Consider the following 17,387-nt stretch of genomic DNA (forward strand, 5'->3'; position numbering starts at 1 on the left):
GGTCAAGTGGGGAACGCGGACATTTTGGACAACGACATTCAATCGGTCACGCCAGCGCCGAACCTAGCGGATCCAGACAATACGGCGGTTACCGAGGGGCAAGACGCAGTCTTTAACGTGACGTTGAACAACCCAACGACCCAAGAGACTCGTTACAGCGCCAGCTTAGGGGGCACAGGCGATACCGCTACGGCGGACGCGGACTACACCAGCACCTTAATCGATGCGGACTACACCAATGGCGTCACCTTTGATGCGGACACCAATGAGTTCGTGGTACCGGCAGGCGTGAGCGAGTTCACGGTCACGATCGCGACCAACGACGACGCTGAGGTGGAGAACGCAGAGACCTTTACGCTAAACGTGGGCGATAAGTCAGGTGTGGGCACCATTGCGGACAATGACTTGGCGATGGAGGATGCAACATCAATAAGAGAAGGGGCTGTTATCACTGCTGCAGATAGCACAAGTGTTCTTGCGAATGACGCAGACAGTGGCTCGTTAACGGTTGTTGGTATTGCTTCAAATGAAAATGGTGATAATGCCGATACATCGAGTACTGGTGGATTTGTACTTACTACTTCGCTTGGTGGCAAGGTGACGCTGTACTCAGATGGTACATATGAGTATGAGGCGCCTGTACTGGATCATACTGATGAAGAAGTGATCCAAGACTCATTTACTTATAAAGTAAGTGATGGTTCGTCTGTTTCTGATTGGACGACTGTTACAATCAATGTACAAGATACAAGTATTGATGCAATAGATGATACGGCCGAATTAGATGTAGATGACACAGCTACAGGTAATGTCTTCGATAACGATACGGGGGCTGACAAGGCATTTGAGTTAACGAAAGTTGAATACAAAGGAACTGTTTATGAGTTCCAAAGCGGCAGCAACTCTTTGGAGATCGAAGCCGACTCAGGCACATTAACAATCAACAAGAATGGCGAATACTCTTTTGTCTCTGACGAAGATCTTGCTACGACTGTAGATGTGAATTTAGCGACCTCGTCTGATGTTTCCTTGTATGGCTTATTATCAGGTAGTTATACCGAATCTGATGGTAGTTTGATTAATCTAGATCCTGCATGGGCTAATTATGTATCGAAAACGGGTGCAGGTATCGGTGTGGGTACTGACAGCAGCCCAATTGATGCGGATAGTTCTTCAACTGAGACCCTCGTTGTTCAGTTTAATAGCGCAGTATCTAGTATTGACATGGATATTAAGAACTCTACTGATAACGATAAAATTGAAATCAAATCATTCGATGCAGATGGTAACCCTTTAACGACTGATGTTTCTTTTGGTGCCTCCAATGGTAACAACTTAACCAATGTTACAGTTTCAGCATCAGGTGACATTGCCTACATTGCGTTCTCTCTAACAGATGATGCTACAGATAATGATAACTACCGCGTCATCAAAAATATGGCGGTTACCTACTCCAATGATTCAGACCCTTATTCTGATCAAGAAGTCTTTGAATATACTGCCATTGATAAGGATGGTGATACTGACACGGCAATACTTACCATTGGCGTTGCTGATGGCGGAGCTTCTGTTGTTGCTGATGTAAATCAGATAAAAGAGGACGAAGGTCCTGCTACAGGTAATGTTTTAGACAATGATTCAAACTTCAGTGAGGTTTCCGTTGCTACATTTACTATTGTCGGTGATACAACTAGCTACGCTGCTGGCTCAACAGTAACAATTGATAACGTTGGTGAGTTTACTTTAGAAAGCGATGGCTCTTACAACTTTGAGCCAGTTGAGCACTGGGCAGGGGAAGTGCCAGTTGTTACTTACACAACCAGTGAAGATGAGTCTTCTACCTTGACGATTGAAGTCGAAGCTGTGGCTGATACCCCAGTCTTTTCAGCTAGTGAAGGTCTAGTGCTAACGACTTGGAATAATATTCTACCGCCTAATGACCATAGTGGTTATGGCTTATATCCAGATGAACTTAGTACTTTAGTTGCTTCTTATGATTTCTCTGAAGCAGATAGCTCCGAAGTGATTCAAGCGGTTGTTAAAGACTCAAGTGTTGCTGTTGATACGCTAACGACTATTACTGGATATATTTATCTTGAAAAAGGGTCTACATACCGTTTCTCAGGTGAAATCGATGACAGTTTCTATGTGAAAGTTGGTGGCGATTTAGTCGCCCACGGTCGCTGGAATGGTAGTGATTCCAAAAATGCATTGGAAGGCTCAGTAGAAATTAGTAAATCCGGATACTATGCCTTAGAGATTGCTCATCATAATGAAAATGGCCCAGGTAATTATGATGTGTTCATGTCGAAAGACAATGGTTCAGCTTTACAAATTAACTCGAGCAACTTTGATGTGTATACGTCGTCCGATGCGGTATTAATGGCCAATTCTGATGCTGCTTTCCCTGATGGATCTGCTTTTGTTACAGGTGCAAATAGTGGAGATGAAGGCACTAATATTTCACTTGATCCTTTCAATGTAACTTTCTTTGATACGGTGGATGGTTCGGAAAACCATACTGTTTCTGTTGGCGGCGCACCAGTTGGAGCAGTTTTAAGTGATGGTGAACACTCAGTTGAGTTTACCAATGAAAATGCCATGTATAGTGTCACTGGATGGAACTTCGAGAATCTCACCATTAACGTGCCATCGGTTGAGGCTGATACAACATTTGATTTGAAATTTGCTGCGACTGCTATGGAGCAATCTAATGGCGATTTGGCCTCTGCATTAAAAACAATAGAGGTAACGGTTTATAACGTTTCTGAAGGGCCTTCTATTGTGATCACTTCGGATGATGCCAATGCTGCCGTTAGCGAAGAAGGGTTATTGGGTGGCATCTCTGATACTGCAGGCACTTCGGATACGACGGACTCGCTAACTGATAGCGGTGTCTTTACCGTTTCAGGCGCCTCTCCATCTGCGACGCTATCTCTTGAGTTTGAGGGCTCAACGCCATCTCTCACATCGGACGGAGTCGATGTCACTTGGGGTAGCAGCACTGATCAGTCTCTTATTGGTAAAGCGGGTGATGCAGAAGTTATTCGTATTTCATTGAGTGAGCTTAATAACGGATCGGCTTCTTACAATGTTAAATTGTCTGCTCCATTGGATCACGCCGTTAAGGGTAGTGAGGATGTTGAGTCGTTAGGTCTGAATATTGTTTTGACTGATGGCTCTACAGTTGTAAAAGAAGGCATTAATGTCAGCATCGAAGATGACTCGCCATCATTAGTTGATGTGAATGCTGTTGCGACATTAACCAATACTTCGACTGCCTTTACGGAAACGGTCGACTTTACTGGTTCTGCTGGTAACCAAAGCTCAATGTCATTCAACAATGGAGCTGTAACAGTCACTGCGAAAGGTTTTGATGATTCAAGTTCAAATAAACTCACTGATGCTAATGTCTATCAGTATGGTTCAGGCGTTGGTGTAAACAGTTCTGGTGATCGTGATCGACTAAAAACTGAAATTGATTATCGAGTAACGGATAGTAGCGAGCAATCAGAGCAGCTTGTTGTCACTTTAAATGATGGCCGAGTAGCCTATGGTGCTGACATTAACTTCTCAATGTTCTTTGGTGGTGGTAAAGAGCTAGAAGTTGCTGTACTGAGCTTCTACAGAGATGGAGAACTAGTCACTACGAAAGAGATTAGATCTAATCAAACATCTGGTGTGGTCAACTCCACTATCGCAATCAGTGAGGGTGGATTTGATAAGATTGTCTTCGAATCAGCATCAAATGGTAATGGTCCCAACTCTGATAACAGTGACTACAGCATTAACTCAATCACCTTTACTGGTGCATCGACTGCGACGGTAATTGCTGAAACCTCTGGCACAGTGAATGGCATCGGTGCCGATGGATTTGGTTCTGTCGCTTTTGTCTCAGGCATTGAAACCATGATCGAAAATGCTCTAGCTGCTGGTGATATTAATGCCGATGCTGAAGTATTGAACAACGGTAACCGCCTATCTGTTGTGGATGAAGATGGTGCTCCTATTTTTGAGGTTCAATTAACACCAGCAACGGGCCAGTGGGAATTCTTCCAATATCAAGAGATAGACGAATCCGTTTCTGATATTTCGCTTGGTTTAGTAGTTACGGATGCGGATGGCGACGCTTCTAATATCAACTTGAATGTTGCCTCTCAAAGTGGAGCTACTCCAGTTACACCGCTAGGTCTTGATCTTTCAGATGCGGATGAGGCTATTGTAACGGAAGAGGCTTTACTGGGTGGACTCCAAGATAATATTGGATCTCCTGATCGATCAAATGTTAGAGAAGTAACGAATACATTTACTGTCCTTGGATTTGTTGCTGGAGCCCAAGCGTCCTTAGCATTGGAATTGCCAACGACAGAGTTGACTTCAGGTGATGAACGAGTAGCGTGGTCAAAAGAAGCAAATGGTGACGTTCTCGGAACCATTGACAGTGGTAATACGGAAGTTATTAGGATCTCAGTTAGCGATATTTCAGCGAACGGTGAAGCGTTTTATACCGTGTCTCTTTCGAAAGCTGTAGATCATGAAGCACCGAATTTGTCTTCAAACTTCATTGATGCACTTATTAGTACTGGCTCTACTGAAAATACCTTGGATGTTGGGTTTAATATCAATCTCCTAGATGGCAATAGCAATGTTATTGCTTCGCAAGGCGTTAAAGCCATTATCGAAGATGATTCTCCTAGTAGTCTGCTTGATACTGTTCTAAATGCTCAATTAAGCCTCGTTGCTGGCAAAGACTATGCAGAGGTCAGTGGGGATTTGGGCGGTATTGGTGCTGACGGTGGTACGGCTGTATTTAGTGCGAACATTGTTACTACTCTTACCAATGGGCTAGCGTCTATCTTTTCTTCGCTGGGGCTTTCTGCCGCTCCATTAGTATCGATTATTGATACTGATAATGGGCAGCTATTAAAAGCGATCAAAGGTGGAGAAGTTGTATATGAAGTAGAGCTAAATTCTTCTACTGGGGAATGGACTATTAAACAATACGAATCTTTAGTAGACGCCAGTATAAATGTGAACTTATTAGTCAAAGATGCAGACGGTGATTCTGGTATTGTCAGCCTTAACTTTAACACTCTGGCCAGTTTAGATTCAGAGCCTAGCATAAACCTTTGGGAGCCTAATGATCTTACTGGAGATGATTCAGATAATATTATTAAGAGTGGAGCGAGCTACGACACCATTCATGGCGGCTTAGGCAATGATGAGCTTTACGGTGAAAGTGAAGATGATCAGCTTTTTGGTGAAGAGGGCAATGACACATTATATGGTGGTTCTCAAAATGACACCTTATATGGTGGTGATGGCGAAGATTCTTTACTTGGTGAATCGGGTGACGACGAATTACACGGTGGCCTAGGTAATGACTTGCTAGATGGCGGTACTAATGTCGATGCTCTTTATGGAGATGAAGGGAACGATACCTTGAAAGGTGGTACGGATAACGACTCTCTATTTGGTGGTGCTGACGATGACTCACTTTATGGCGATGAAAACTCTGACTTATTAGACGGCGGAGAAGGTAATGATTACCTTGATGGCGGCGCTGGAGATGACAATCTTCTAGGCGGTGCTGGTGATGACTTACTATTTGGTGGTGAAGGATATGGCATTGACACCATGGAGGGTGGATCAGGAGATGATATCTTCATTCTTAATAACGATAATGCCAACGATGTTATTAAGGACTTCGATGTAAACGAAGATGCCCTTGATGTGACTGATTTGTTTGATTTTTCAGGTTCAGATAACGATCAAATTCAAGCGCTACTGGAAGAAAATTTGTCTGTGAGTGCATCGGCAGTTGTTGCTAAGCAGGGTGATAGTACAACTACTATTGCTACATTTGGTGACGGCGCTAATTTAGATTCCGATGTGAGTGGAGCTGTTGACTCAGGCGATTCACTGAAAGTTATCTTTAATAATCAGGAATACAACATCAATATTGATGGCTAACGATAAATATTAGTTAGCTTGATCAAAAGCCAGCTCGTTCAGTCGTGCTGGCTTTTTTATTTTCAAAACAAGCGCTTGGTTGCGTCATAAACTGTCGTTGGTTTGGTGTACCATAACCCTATTAGAGATTTGGGTAAGGAGCGTCAAGTGAGTAGCTGGCCGACTGGATTAATGGTCATTCAAGGCAATCGTCTTGAGTCGTTAAAAGATGTCTTAGTGGCGTGGGTGAAGCGCTATCCACTAAAGCCGTTAGAAACCGATAAGTTCTTAGTACAAAGTAACGGCATAGCGCAGTGGTTACAGCAAGCTATCGCACAGGATGCCAATGACGGGGGATGTGGTATTGCCACTTCCATCGATGTGGAATTACCTGGTCGTTTTATTTGGGAGGCCTATCGTGCGGCCTTTTGGGAATTGGATACCCAATCTCCCTTTGACTTAAAACCGATGACATGGCGTCTTTTTCGTCTGCTCAATACACTTGAAGAGATTAATCAAGAGGGTCAATACGATGCCCTGCAGAATTTTATGGCGACGGGAAAAAGCCATGAGCATAGGCGCTTTATCTTAGCGGAACGTATTGCCAAGCTTTATGACCAATACCAAGTGTATCGTGCCGATTGGTTGCAAGCATGGGAGGCGAATCTAGATGTGCTGCCAACTCGAGATGAAACCGCTGGCGGCCAATCCAAAACTGTTCCTGAAGAGCAAATTTGGCAGCCTATGTTATGGCGTTATTTGGTGCAAGACGTGCAGCGAGACCCAGAGTTTGCTGGCGATGCACGCAAAATTGTTAACCGCTCTGAAATCCACAAAGACTTTATTGAGCACTGCCGCAATGTCGAGTCTTTAGATGGGCTACCCCGTCGTGTCATCATTTTTGGCATTTCGTCATTACCCAATCAAACCCTTGAAGTATTGCAAGCGATTGCGCCATTTACCCAAGTGCTGCTGTTTACCATGAACCCCAGTGAATATTTTTGGGGGGATTTAATTGAAGGTCGGCAATTGTTGCGCCAAGCCCGATCCCGTAGGCCGATGCGTGAAGGGCGGCCAAGCAAAGACATCTCACTAGATGATGTGCATTTATATGGTAATCCGCTGTTAGCCTCTTGGGGGAAATTGGGGCGTGATTATCTTCACTCTCTGGATGAAAAGGATCAACCAGATAGCTATCAGCGCTTCTTCGTCGATAGCAAGATTGACTTGTTTGAAACACCAGGGGCAGACACGTTATTACAACAACTGCAAGACGATATCTTTCAGCTACGTAGTCTAGAAGATTGCCAAGCACTTCAGCGGTCCCTCGAACCGAGTGATGAAAGTATTCGCTTTATCGAAACGCACAGTCGTCAGCGCGAGATTGAAGTATTACATGACATTTTGCTCAATGAGTTTGAGCAGGCTAAGCAGCAAGGTGAGACATTAGAGCCGCGTGATATTTTAATTATGGCTCCAGATATCAATGTCTATGTGCCGCATATCGAAGCGGTGTTCGGGCGCTTCTCAAAGTATGGCGATTATGCGGATAAGCGTTTTTTACCATTTCATGTGGCTGACCAAAGTGCCCGTCAACAGCACCCCATTGTGGCCGCCTTTGAGTCCTTGTTGTCTATTACGCGTTCCCGTTTTGAAGCCACGGATCTGTTGTCCTTATTAGATATTCCGGCACTGCGTGCACGATACGAAATAGAAGAAGCCGATGTGGCTCGCCTAAAGAATTGGATTGAAAGTGCCAATATCCGCTGGGGGTTATCCCAATCTCAACGCCAATCTCTTGGGCTAAACAGTGCCAGTGAACAAAATACTTGGCTGTTTGGTTTAAAACGCATGTTGTTGGGATACAGCGTCGGTGACGGTGAAATCTGGCAAGGCGTATTACCTTATGGCGAAATCGGTGGTTTAGAGGCTCGGATATTAGGGCAGATGCATCGTTTAATCGACGACGTACGGACGGTGTGGCAGACCTTTGTCGAACCTAAAACACTGATCGATTGGAGTGTTGCGTTACAAGCGCTATTGGACACTTTTTTCTATCCAAGCAATGATCATGAACGCCGAGTCATGACTCGTATCAGTGAGCAAATTGAGCTATTGGAAGAGCAAGTCAAAGCCGCAGGTGTGGACGAAGAAAGAGTGGCCATTGATGTCGTACAAGAAACGTTCATGGGGCAACTGGATGAGCCAGCGTTAAGTCAGCGCTTTTTATCCGGTTCGGTTAACTTTGCGACACTGATGCCGATGCGGGCCATTCCGTTCAAACAAGTGTATTTAATTGGCATGAACGATGGTGATTACCCGCAAGTCAGTACCCCGATGGACTTCGACTTAATGGTTGGCGATTACCGTCCGGGTGACCGTTCCCGTCGAGAAGACGCACGTTATTTGTTCCTGGAAGCGGTGCTATCAGCGCGGGATAAGCTAGTGATCAGTTGGCAAGGGCGTAGCGCGAAAGACAATAGTGAGCAACCGCCATCCGTTTTGGTGGGACAATTGCGCGATTACCTCGACAAAGCTTGGAACGATGACAAGTTGTCCCATAGGCTTACCTGCGATTATCCCATGCAAGCCTTCAGTCGACGTTACTTTCAAGGTTCGGCGCCAGTATTTACCTATCAGCATGAGTGGCAAAGTGCTTATGACACGACACACGGTCACGATACTGGCACGGCAAACTTGCCTCATTGGCAGCCCGATGCGCCGCTCAATGCGCGAAAACTGACAGCGTTTTATCGTTCACCTGTGGATGCGCTTTATAGCGAGCGCTTAGATATTCGTAAACCAAGTGAAATCGAAGAAACCAAGGTGGTGGAAAACTTTGAGTCCGATGGATTAGAGGAGTGGCAAGTGCATGAGCACATGCTGCAATACGCCAAACGCCATAACGTCACCGAGTCTCAGTGGGACGATCGGGTGGAAAGTGAGCTGGAGCGATTAATTGCGGCAGGTGAGTTGCATGGTGGTGCGTTTTCACAAATTCGTAGAGAAAAGCTGTTTCCCACTAAGATCAAACAACTCTACTTCGGCTGGAAGCACGCGATAGCCAGTCATATTCCGACCCTTGATACGCTACGACAAGCAGAGCTTAGGGTAAAAATCGGTGAGCAAATTGTCAGCTATGAAGATGACTTGGATCGTCTTTATCGCCCTCGCAATAGCGACCAACTGGTACAGTTTATTATGCAAACCTCCAATGCCTACAAAGACAGTCAGATTGCTGAAGAGGCAGGAATTGAGCGCGAAATTACCGAGAACAAGCTGGGAACAGGAACTACTTGGCGAAATTTAGTCAACGCGTGGGTGCGTCACTTGGTCGCTAATGTGGTTCATCAACGTCCGGTGGAGACTCAGTTAATGACCCCAAATGGTGATATGCGTTTCTATGGTATGGACACCAAGATAGCGCAAAAAGAGTTTGAATCACTGGCGGGCGCTTGGCTAAAAGCCATGCATGAACCGCTTTGTTTTGGCATTAATGGCGGCATGGGGCTTTTAGTGTCAAGCCAGCGTTCTCAAAAAACAGAACAGGAGCGCATGATTGAACACTATCTTAATCAAGATTTGGATAACGCCCGCAATCACTATGCCCGTTTGCATATTAAAGAGCCGTTAAGTGAAGCGCAAATTCAAACCCTAGAACATTACGCCAAGCTACTTTGTGAGCCGATTTTGCGCAGTTTGAAAAAAGAGGGCAACGCATGATCGACGCGACCAATCAACTCAACCCATTGACGTTTCCTCTCACCGGCTCGGCCTTGATAGAAGCCAGTGCCGGCACCGGTAAAACCTACACCCTCGCATTATTGTATTTGCGTTTGGTGCTCAAGCATGGCGGTGAGGCTAGCTTTAGCGATTACTTGTTGCCTCCTAATATTTTGGTGGTGACCTTTACCAAAGCGGCGACCCGTGAGTTACGAGACCGGATTCGAGCTCGTTTGGTGGAAGCTGCCAACTATTTTCGCTTGACAGAAGAGCCCGTCAAACCTGATCCCATGTTGCAAGTATTAAAACAAGATGTAGCCAAGGAACAAGACCTAAACAGCGCCGCGCGTCGCCTTGATGTGGCAGCAGAGTGGATGGACGAAGCCGCAGTTTCCACCATCCACTCCTGGTGTAGCCGAGTGCTGTCCGAGCATGCTTTTTACAGTGGTTTGAATTTCCAACAGACACTGATTGAAAACGAAAAACCTTTGATCCTACAGGCCTGTGAGGATTACTGGCGAGAAATGGTATTTACCTTAGATGAGCCTGAATTGCGCCAGATTTTGTCTGTGTTTCGTTCGCCGAATGCATTATATGCCCGAGTTAGCTCCCTGATTTATAAGATCGATGCCATCCCGAAAGTAGCAATGCACTTATCGGATAAGTTACAGGCGATTGAAAAGGATCGCGCTGAGCAAATAGTGGATTTGAAGCGTCAAGTTAAAGACGCCTTGCCGACATTGATTGAAGGGCACGATGCGGCAACAAAGGATAAGTTAATTAATGGGCGCTCTCTAAATAAGAAACATCTATCAGATACCTTTGATGCATTACAAACATGGGTGAGTAGTCAAACAGAAAGTTTGTCCATTCTTTATAAGTTATTTGATGGAAAAAGCTTCGCGAAAATCGCCTTACTAGAAACCTCCCATTGGAAAGAACCCAGCCAAATTACCATTGATCCGTCCGCGGCGGCGGCTTTAGCCCAATTACCAGATGCCATTGAACAGTTAGCAACACCAGATGAGTTCTTAATTAGCCACAGCAGTCATTGGGTTGCTGAACGTGTTGAGCAAGAAAAAGTGCAGCGCGGTGTGCTCAGTCAGAACGATCTCCTATCTAAGCTAGATCAGGCATTGCAGAGCAGTGGTGGCGAGCGTCTTGCTGACGTGATCCGTAAGCAGTTTCCGATTGCTTTGGTCGATGAATTCCAAGATACGGACCCTGTGCAGTATCGTATTTTTAATACCATTTACAATGTGGCTGAGCCGTACCCTGATACGGGCTTCTTTATGATCGGTGACCCGAAACAGGCGATCTATCGCTTCCGTGGAGCGGATATCTTCACCTATTTGTCGGCCAAACGTGATACGGCTGATCGCCAATATACGCTGACTCATAACTATCGTTCGGCCCCAGAGCTGGTTGCCAGTGTCAATCACTTCTTTGAACATGCCGAAACCATTCACCCGAAAGGGGCGTTCTTATTTAAAGATTCTGATCAGAATCCGATTCCATTCCAGGCGGTGGGGGCTGGTAAAAAGGACGAGATTGAGCTGCTAATCAATGGGCAGCGCAGTTCCGTGCAAAACTTGTGGGATTTGAGCATTGAGGCGGAAGATGAGGCGTCCAGCAGCGAGTTAGATCGAGCAACTGTCACCGCGAATGAGGTGGCGTCTTTATTGAATCTCTCACAGGTAGGTGAGGCAACGATTAACTTAGGCGAGGGCGCGCGACCGCTTCAGCCAAAAGACTTTGCCATCCTTGTGAACAGTGGTAATGAGGCGCGTCAGATTCGTCGTGCCTTGTTTGATTTAAACATTGCCAGTGTCTACTTATCTGACGCCAGCGATGTGTTCGACACGGATGAAGCTGATGATGTTTTACGGCTGCTTAGAGCGGTCGCAGAACCTTATAATAGCTTCCACCTGCGTATTGTCTTAGGTTCTCGCTTGATGGGGTTGTCGTTAAGTGACCTGGATCGCCTCAATCACGATGAACTGTATTGGGAAAGTTTTATTGAGCTGTTTCGTGGTTATCACCAGCATTGGTATGAGTTTGGCGTCATGGCCGTGTTGCATCGCTTTTTTACTGAGCAAAATGTAACAGGACGCTACTTGGCTGAAGCAAATGGAGAACGCGCCGTCACGGATTTGTTTCATATTGCTGAATTACTTCAGCAAGCCTCTGAAACTATTCAAGGGCAGCAGGCGTTGATTCATCATCTGGAACAGCGCATCAGCACCGAAAAATCTGGCGAAGAAAGCACTCAGCAGCGCTTAGAAAGCGATGCGGATTTGGTGCAAGTGGTGACCGTACATAAATCAAAAGGTCTCCAATATCCTATTGTTATGTTGCCTTTTTTAGATTACGCCCGCCCCGTTAAGACTTCAGATTTTCCGATTGAATATCATGATTCATTGGGGAATTTAGCGCTTACATTTAGTGCCAACGCCGAAGAGCTTGAACTCGCGGACGCAGAACGGTTGGCTGAAGACGTACGTAAAATCTATGTTGCCATGACTCGTGCGGTCTGTGCTCAGTGGATCGCCATAGGCGATCCAAAGCGCAATGATGCAGGGGAAGCGAAGCAGCTTACATCAGCGGCCCATGTGTTATTAAACGTTAGTGGGAACACGGTGAATGATGTTGCAGCCAGTATGCCCCAGAGTTTTACCGTCGTGCCGATTAAAGATAATGTCAGGGCTTATCGAGCTATGGACTCTATGGCGTTTCGCCCGGCACGGGTGGTGCAGGATTTAGGCATTGAACCTTGGTGGATTGCCAGCTACTCCTCGTTTACCTATGGCGGCAAAGAAGGTTTGGCATTTCCAGCCAGTATAGGGGCGGAACAACCAGTTGATGAGCAATTGACCGACGATGAGGACTTGGTTATTGAGAGTGATCAGCGCCAGCCTAAGGGTGACAAGCTGATGCATCGTCTACCACGAGGCAGCCACATCGGTACCTTTTTGCACAGTGTGTTGGAATGGGCGGCAGAGCAGCGTTGTCAGACATCAGAAGGCCAGCGGTTGCATGGTTTTGCTGCCGCGTATGTTGATGATGCGGCGCGCTTGGAGATGTTGCTCGCCCGTTGTCGTAAGCGACAGCTGGAGTCGTTTGCGTCTGACTTATCTAATTGGCTCAAAGCGTTCTTGGGGACAACTTGGCGTTTAGCGCAGTCAAGAAGCATGAAGTTGATGGATCTTTCTGCATCCGATGTAGTGGTTGAAATGGAGTTTATGTTTGCTGCCAAGGCAGTGAACTCACAGCGCCTAGATGCCCTTGTTCGCCAATATACATGGGGAGGATTAGCGCGCCCAGCGGCCAGTTATCAACGGCTAGAAGGCATGTTTAAAGGTTTTATCGACTTGGTGGCCCACATTGATGGGCAATATTATGTTATCGACTGGAAGAGCAACTATCTGGGTGAACAAGACGCTGACTACGATTTGGAAAGCCTAAAAGCAGCCTTGTTGAAAAAGCGTTATGACTTGCAATATGTGTTGTATTTGTTGGCTCTTCATCGCCACCTGAAAGACCGTATTCCCAATTATGACTATGAAAAACATGTAGGTGGTGCGGTGTATTTCTTTTTGCGTGGCTATGAAAACCCTGAAACCCAAGGCCTGATAACAGACAAACCACCCAAGACGCTGATCGAAAAGCTGGATGCCATGTTTATTGGTGAGAAAGGCGAGGCGATGGGGCAGCAGGAGCTAGATTATGTTTGATATGGAAACTCTTAAGCAGTGGGTGGATGCCAAGCTGGTTCGCTACGTCGATTATGCTTTGGTCAAATGGATGAAGAACGAAGAGCCTGAGCTGGCTGATTCCGTTTTACCGCTCTTGATGAGTGTCAGCTACAGCGCGTCGTTAGGGCAGGTATGTGTTGACCTGCAACAGTGGCTAAATACGCCTGAAAGCTATTTAGGCGCTTTTGAAGGCGAAGATGAATTGTCCGTTGAGCTGTTTAATGCGCTTCACGCTTGGGCCGCGGATCAAACATTAAGCTCTGTGTTGAATGCGCTGCTTGATAGCAAGGTTGTCGCCTCTGATTTTGACTCGTTAGCTGTTCAAGCTACTCCGTTTGTCTTGGTGCAGCGTAATGGTGCGGCATTGCTGTATTTACGTCGCTATTGGCAGGCTGAGCAGACCATTGTGGCGGGTATCAGTCAGCGCTTGAGTCGTGCCACCAGTGTATCGGAGGACGATATTCGTGAACTGCTTGGTGCCTTGTTTCAAGAGGAGTCAGAGCATACTCCAGATTGGCAAAAGATCGCCTGTGGTATAGCTGCGAGTAACCATTTCTCCATCATTACTGGCGGACCGGGTACGGGAAAAACAACCACGGTGTTAAAGCTGTTGGCCTTGCTGCAAGGGCAGCGCTTGAAGCATCAACTGCCACCGTTAGCGATACGTTTGGCTGCACCAACAGGTAAAGCTGCGGCGCGATTAAATGAATCCATTGCGGCGAACTTGGCACGCTTAGAGCTTCCCGAGTTGGGTGGGATTCAACCGGCAGAATTAAAGCAAATTATTCCAACGCAGGTGACAACCCTGCACCGATTATTGAGGCCAAAACCCAATTCTCGTCAGTTTGCCCATAATAAAGCCAATCCTTTGGTGGCTGATATTGTGGTGGTTGATGAAGCTTCAATGATTGATATCGAAATGATGGCGAGCTTGTTTGACGGTATTGAGCCCGATACACGCGTTATTCTATTAGGGGATAAAGACCAGCTTGCCTCGGTGGAGGCAGGGTATGTATTAGGGGACTTGTGTCGCGGTGCCGCAGAAGGTAAATACACTAGTCACACGGCAGCTTGGGTGCAGGATGTATGTCATCAAGCGATTCCGCAAACCTATATTGATGATAAAGGCTCTACGCTAAATCAAGTAGTGTGCATGTTGCGACATAGTTACCGCTTTGTTGAAGGTGGTGTGATTCACCAGCTAGCTAGCCTAGTGAATCAGGAGACCGAACAAGAGAAGTTGCCGTTGCTTAAGAAAATTTTCGCACAAAGCGTTCTTGAGGCGCCGAATGCGCCAGCATTGAGACATCTTTATCAAGAGCAACTACCACACACAGAATTGACCAAAGAGGTGCGTGATTTATTGGTGGCTGGCTATGGTGAGTATTTGGATCGAGTGGCTGAGATACCGCCTTTAGCTGCCAAAGAGGAAGCGTTTGATGTCTGGGGTAAGCGGGTTTTAGAGTGGCACGTCAGCTTTCAGCTGCTGGTGGCCATGCGTCGTGGTGAATGGGGGCTGGAGGGGATGAATCATCGCATTGAGCAGCTTTTGCTCGCCAGTGGCAAGCTGCAGTCTGTCGCAGGGCTTTGGTATTTGGGCCGTCCAGTGATGGTGACACAAAACGATTACAGTGTTGATTTGATGAACGGAGATGTTGGTATTAGCTTGCTGTATCCGGTTAATGGAGAGCTTAAGCAGCGCGTGATCTTTAGTGATGGCAAAGGCGGCGTTCGCTGGGTGTTGCCGAGCCGATTACAAAGTGTTGAGACGGTTTTTGCCATGACCGTGCATAAATCCCAAGGCTCGGAATTTACCCATACTGCAATGTTATTGCCAAGCCAGAGCTCTCCCATTTTAACCAAAGAATTGATTTATACAGGTATTACGCGATCGAAGAAGCACTTCACGTTGATCTCCGGTAGTCAGTCTGTGTTGGAAGAAGCAATGAATCGCAAAGTCGAACGTAGCAGCGGTTTAAGCTTATATATTGGTTAAAGTCGCAGCCTAGGGAGGGCGCAATAAGGCCCTCTCCAAGTTTCACGTGATTTAAACGCCTAATCCAATCGGGCAGCTAACACCTGTACCAGCCAATCCGCAGTATCCATTCGGGTTTTTAAATAAGTATTGCTGGTGGTAGGTTTCGGCAAAGTAAAACGTATCCAGCAGTTCTATTTCGGTCGTGATCATGCCTAATCCTGCTTGAATCAGCTGTTTTTGATAACGTTCTTTACTGGCAATCGCTGCCTCTAAATCTGTTTCGTTAAGAGCGTAAATGGCGGAGCGGTATTGACTGCCAATATCGTTACCTTGTCGCATGCCTTGGGTTGGGTCGTGATTTTCCCAAAACACTTTTAAAATTTCATCTAGAGAAATCTCATCTATGTTAAAGATGACCTTGACTACTTCGGTGTGACCGGTCTGTCCAGTACAGACTTCTTCATAGGTCGGGTTGGGCGTATAACCACCGGCGTAGCCTACTGCTGTAACTTTCACTCCAGGGGTGTTCCAAAACTTCCGTTCGGCTCCCCAAAAGCACCCTAAAGCGAGATAAATCTCGGCCTCAAGCATTTCTGAATGACGTTTTATGTTTTCTTTTGTAATTTTGTGATCTTCCTCTATGAGCAGTGGTTCATTTCTTCCTTTTAGTGCCTCTTCTTTTGAAGGAATATTGCATTTTTTCAATAGTTTATCTGTTTTATCTAACATGATTTTCTGCCTGATATTGCACTATGAATTCTGGTTATATTGTGATCGTTATTTACACATAATTACACTTAGATGCAAAAGTCTACTATGTAAAGATGGTTTTAGAGATAGCCTAGCATAAACTTGGTTTATCTATTTTAAGGATGACACAGTTATGGCAGACGCTTTAATAATTTGGGATGCGCGCGAAACCAATGAAGATTTAAAATCCTTCATTGAAGAGTTCGCTTCTGAGCTTAGACGCTTCTCTTTGACGTCTCGAATTGTGTCTCTTTCTTATACTACGGATAGCGATGACGATCAGATTAAGCCAAGCATGCGAGCCTTGATGGACTTGGTTCATACGGAATCGCCTCATCACCTTATTACCTTTGGTTCGAAACCTAACTCTTTAGCAGCGCTGATTAGCCCGACTTTGCGATGCAAGTTGCATACAAATCGTCTGCCAGAATGGCTTGAAGGTGGTATGGTGCCATCTACGATTGCAAGAATCGCAAGCTATATCCATAAAGAGGATGTATGGGGTAGTGGTAAAGAAATGAGTGACTACTTTTACCCGCATGCGCGTTCAGTGGCATCTACTCATATTCTATGTATTGAAGAGGATATGTGCGCTGCTGTTGTTGCTGAACGGGCGGAAAAGAATGCTATTGCTTATCACTGCTTGGCATTGGGTGACTTTTTGCCGCCTTCTAAGGCGCTGCTTAATGAGAGTGGTTTGCTAGTGGTGTCGGCGGATTTGGTAACCAAATGTAATATAATTGAAGTCGCTAATGGCTATAGTATACCTGTATTGCTGATTTCACCTGATAATCGTAATTTCGGTATCCGTGATGGTGAAAATGGTTGGGTAGTTAATTCGGTGCAGCAATTACACTTTGTTAATTATCTTAAGAATTGGCAGGGCATGTCACAGAACGCCCGTGAAATGATTTCCCGCTACTGTCGCCATATACAATCCGACCAATCTGGTCTTCGTTGCTACTGCGCCTCTTTTGGTTACCCAGAACGATTAGAATTAAAAGATTTTAAACTAAGGGGTTGACCAATCAGTAAAAGATCCGTACTATGCGCACCTCGTTGAAGCAAGGCACTGCAAGGTGTCGAAGCTAACAGCGATGGTGAGCGAATGCTGTTCGTGATCCAAAGTGATTAGTTAATGCTAATTTTGGCGCGGGATGGAGCAGCCTGGTAGCTCGTCGGGCTCATAACCCGAAGGTCGTCGGTTCAAATCCGGCTCCCGCAACCAA

General features: G+C 45.9%; 6 protein-coding genes and 1 tRNA gene. 6 read left to right on the plus strand and 1 reads right to left on the minus strand.

Annotated elements, in window-relative coordinates; genetic code table 11:
• The first annotated feature begins 24 nt into the window (after positions 1-24).
• The 4 genes from ASC49_RS19145 (at position 25) to recD (ending at position 15,426) form a co-directional block, all read left to right on the plus strand.
• A complete protein-coding gene (locus ASC49_RS19145; protein ID WP_211262098.1) occupies positions 25-5,973 on the plus strand; it encodes a hypothetical protein in 5,949 nt (1,982 codons plus the stop codon).
• 147 nt (positions 5,974-6,120) lie between these two features.
• Positions 6,121-9,675, plus strand: a complete 3,555-nt coding sequence (recC, locus tag ASC49_RS19150) for an exodeoxyribonuclease V subunit gamma (protein ID WP_141656890.1) — start codon at positions 6,121-6,123, stop codon at positions 9,673-9,675.
• On the plus strand, positions 9,672-13,409 hold the full coding sequence (recB, locus tag ASC49_RS19155; RefSeq protein ID WP_055464821.1) for an exodeoxyribonuclease V subunit beta: 3,738 nt from the start codon (positions 9,672-9,674) through the stop codon (positions 13,407-13,409). Before recC ends, recB begins: the two co-directional genes overlap by 4 nt.
• Positions 13,402-15,426 carry an exodeoxyribonuclease V subunit alpha gene (gene recD, locus ASC49_RS19160; protein ID WP_055464822.1) on the plus strand — a complete coding sequence of 675 codons (2,025 nt, stop codon included), beginning with the start codon at positions 13,402-13,404 and terminating at the stop codon, positions 15,424-15,426. Before recB ends, recD begins: the two co-directional genes overlap by 8 nt.
• 51 nt (positions 15,427-15,477) lie before the next feature.
• Here the strand turns inward: recD and msrA are convergent, their stop codons facing one another.
• Entirely contained in the window at positions 15,478-16,137 is a 660-nt protein-coding gene (gene msrA, locus ASC49_RS19165; RefSeq protein ID WP_055464823.1) for a peptide-methionine (S)-S-oxide reductase MsrA, read from the minus strand.
• Positions 16,138-16,291: 154 nt separating this feature from the next.
• On the opposite strand from msrA, the gene ASC49_RS19170 reads away from it, so the two are divergent.
• On the plus strand, positions 16,292-17,182 hold the full coding sequence (locus ASC49_RS19170) for a hypothetical protein (RefSeq protein WP_055464824.1): 891 nt from the start codon (positions 16,292-16,294) through the stop codon (positions 17,180-17,182).
• 127 nt (positions 17,183-17,309) lie between these two features.
• Positions 17,310-17,386 (plus strand) — tRNA-Met (locus tag ASC49_RS19175).
• The last annotated feature ends 1 nt before the right edge of the window (position 17,387 follow it).

Source organism: Marinomonas fungiae (assembly GCF_001418205.1).
GTDB lineage: Bacteria > Pseudomonadota > Gammaproteobacteria > Pseudomonadales > Marinomonadaceae > Marinomonas > Marinomonas fungiae.

What these genes read in the sequence shown, in the direction of transcription:
- recB (WP_055464821.1), top strand. Translation starts at nt 9,672, where the DNA reads ATGATCGACGCGACCAATCAACTCAACCCATTGACGTTTCCTCTCACC.
- recD (WP_055464822.1), top strand. Translation starts at nt 13,402, where the DNA reads ATGTTTGATATGGAAACTCTTAAGCAGTGGGTGGATGCCAAGCTGGTT.
- msrA (WP_055464823.1), bottom strand. Translation starts at nt 16,137, where the DNA reads ATGTTAGATAAAACAGATAAACTATTGAAAAAATGCAATATTCCTTCA.
- ASC49_RS19170 (WP_055464824.1), top strand. Translation starts at nt 16,292, where the DNA reads ATGGCAGACGCTTTAATAATTTGGGATGCGCGCGAAACCAATGAAGAT.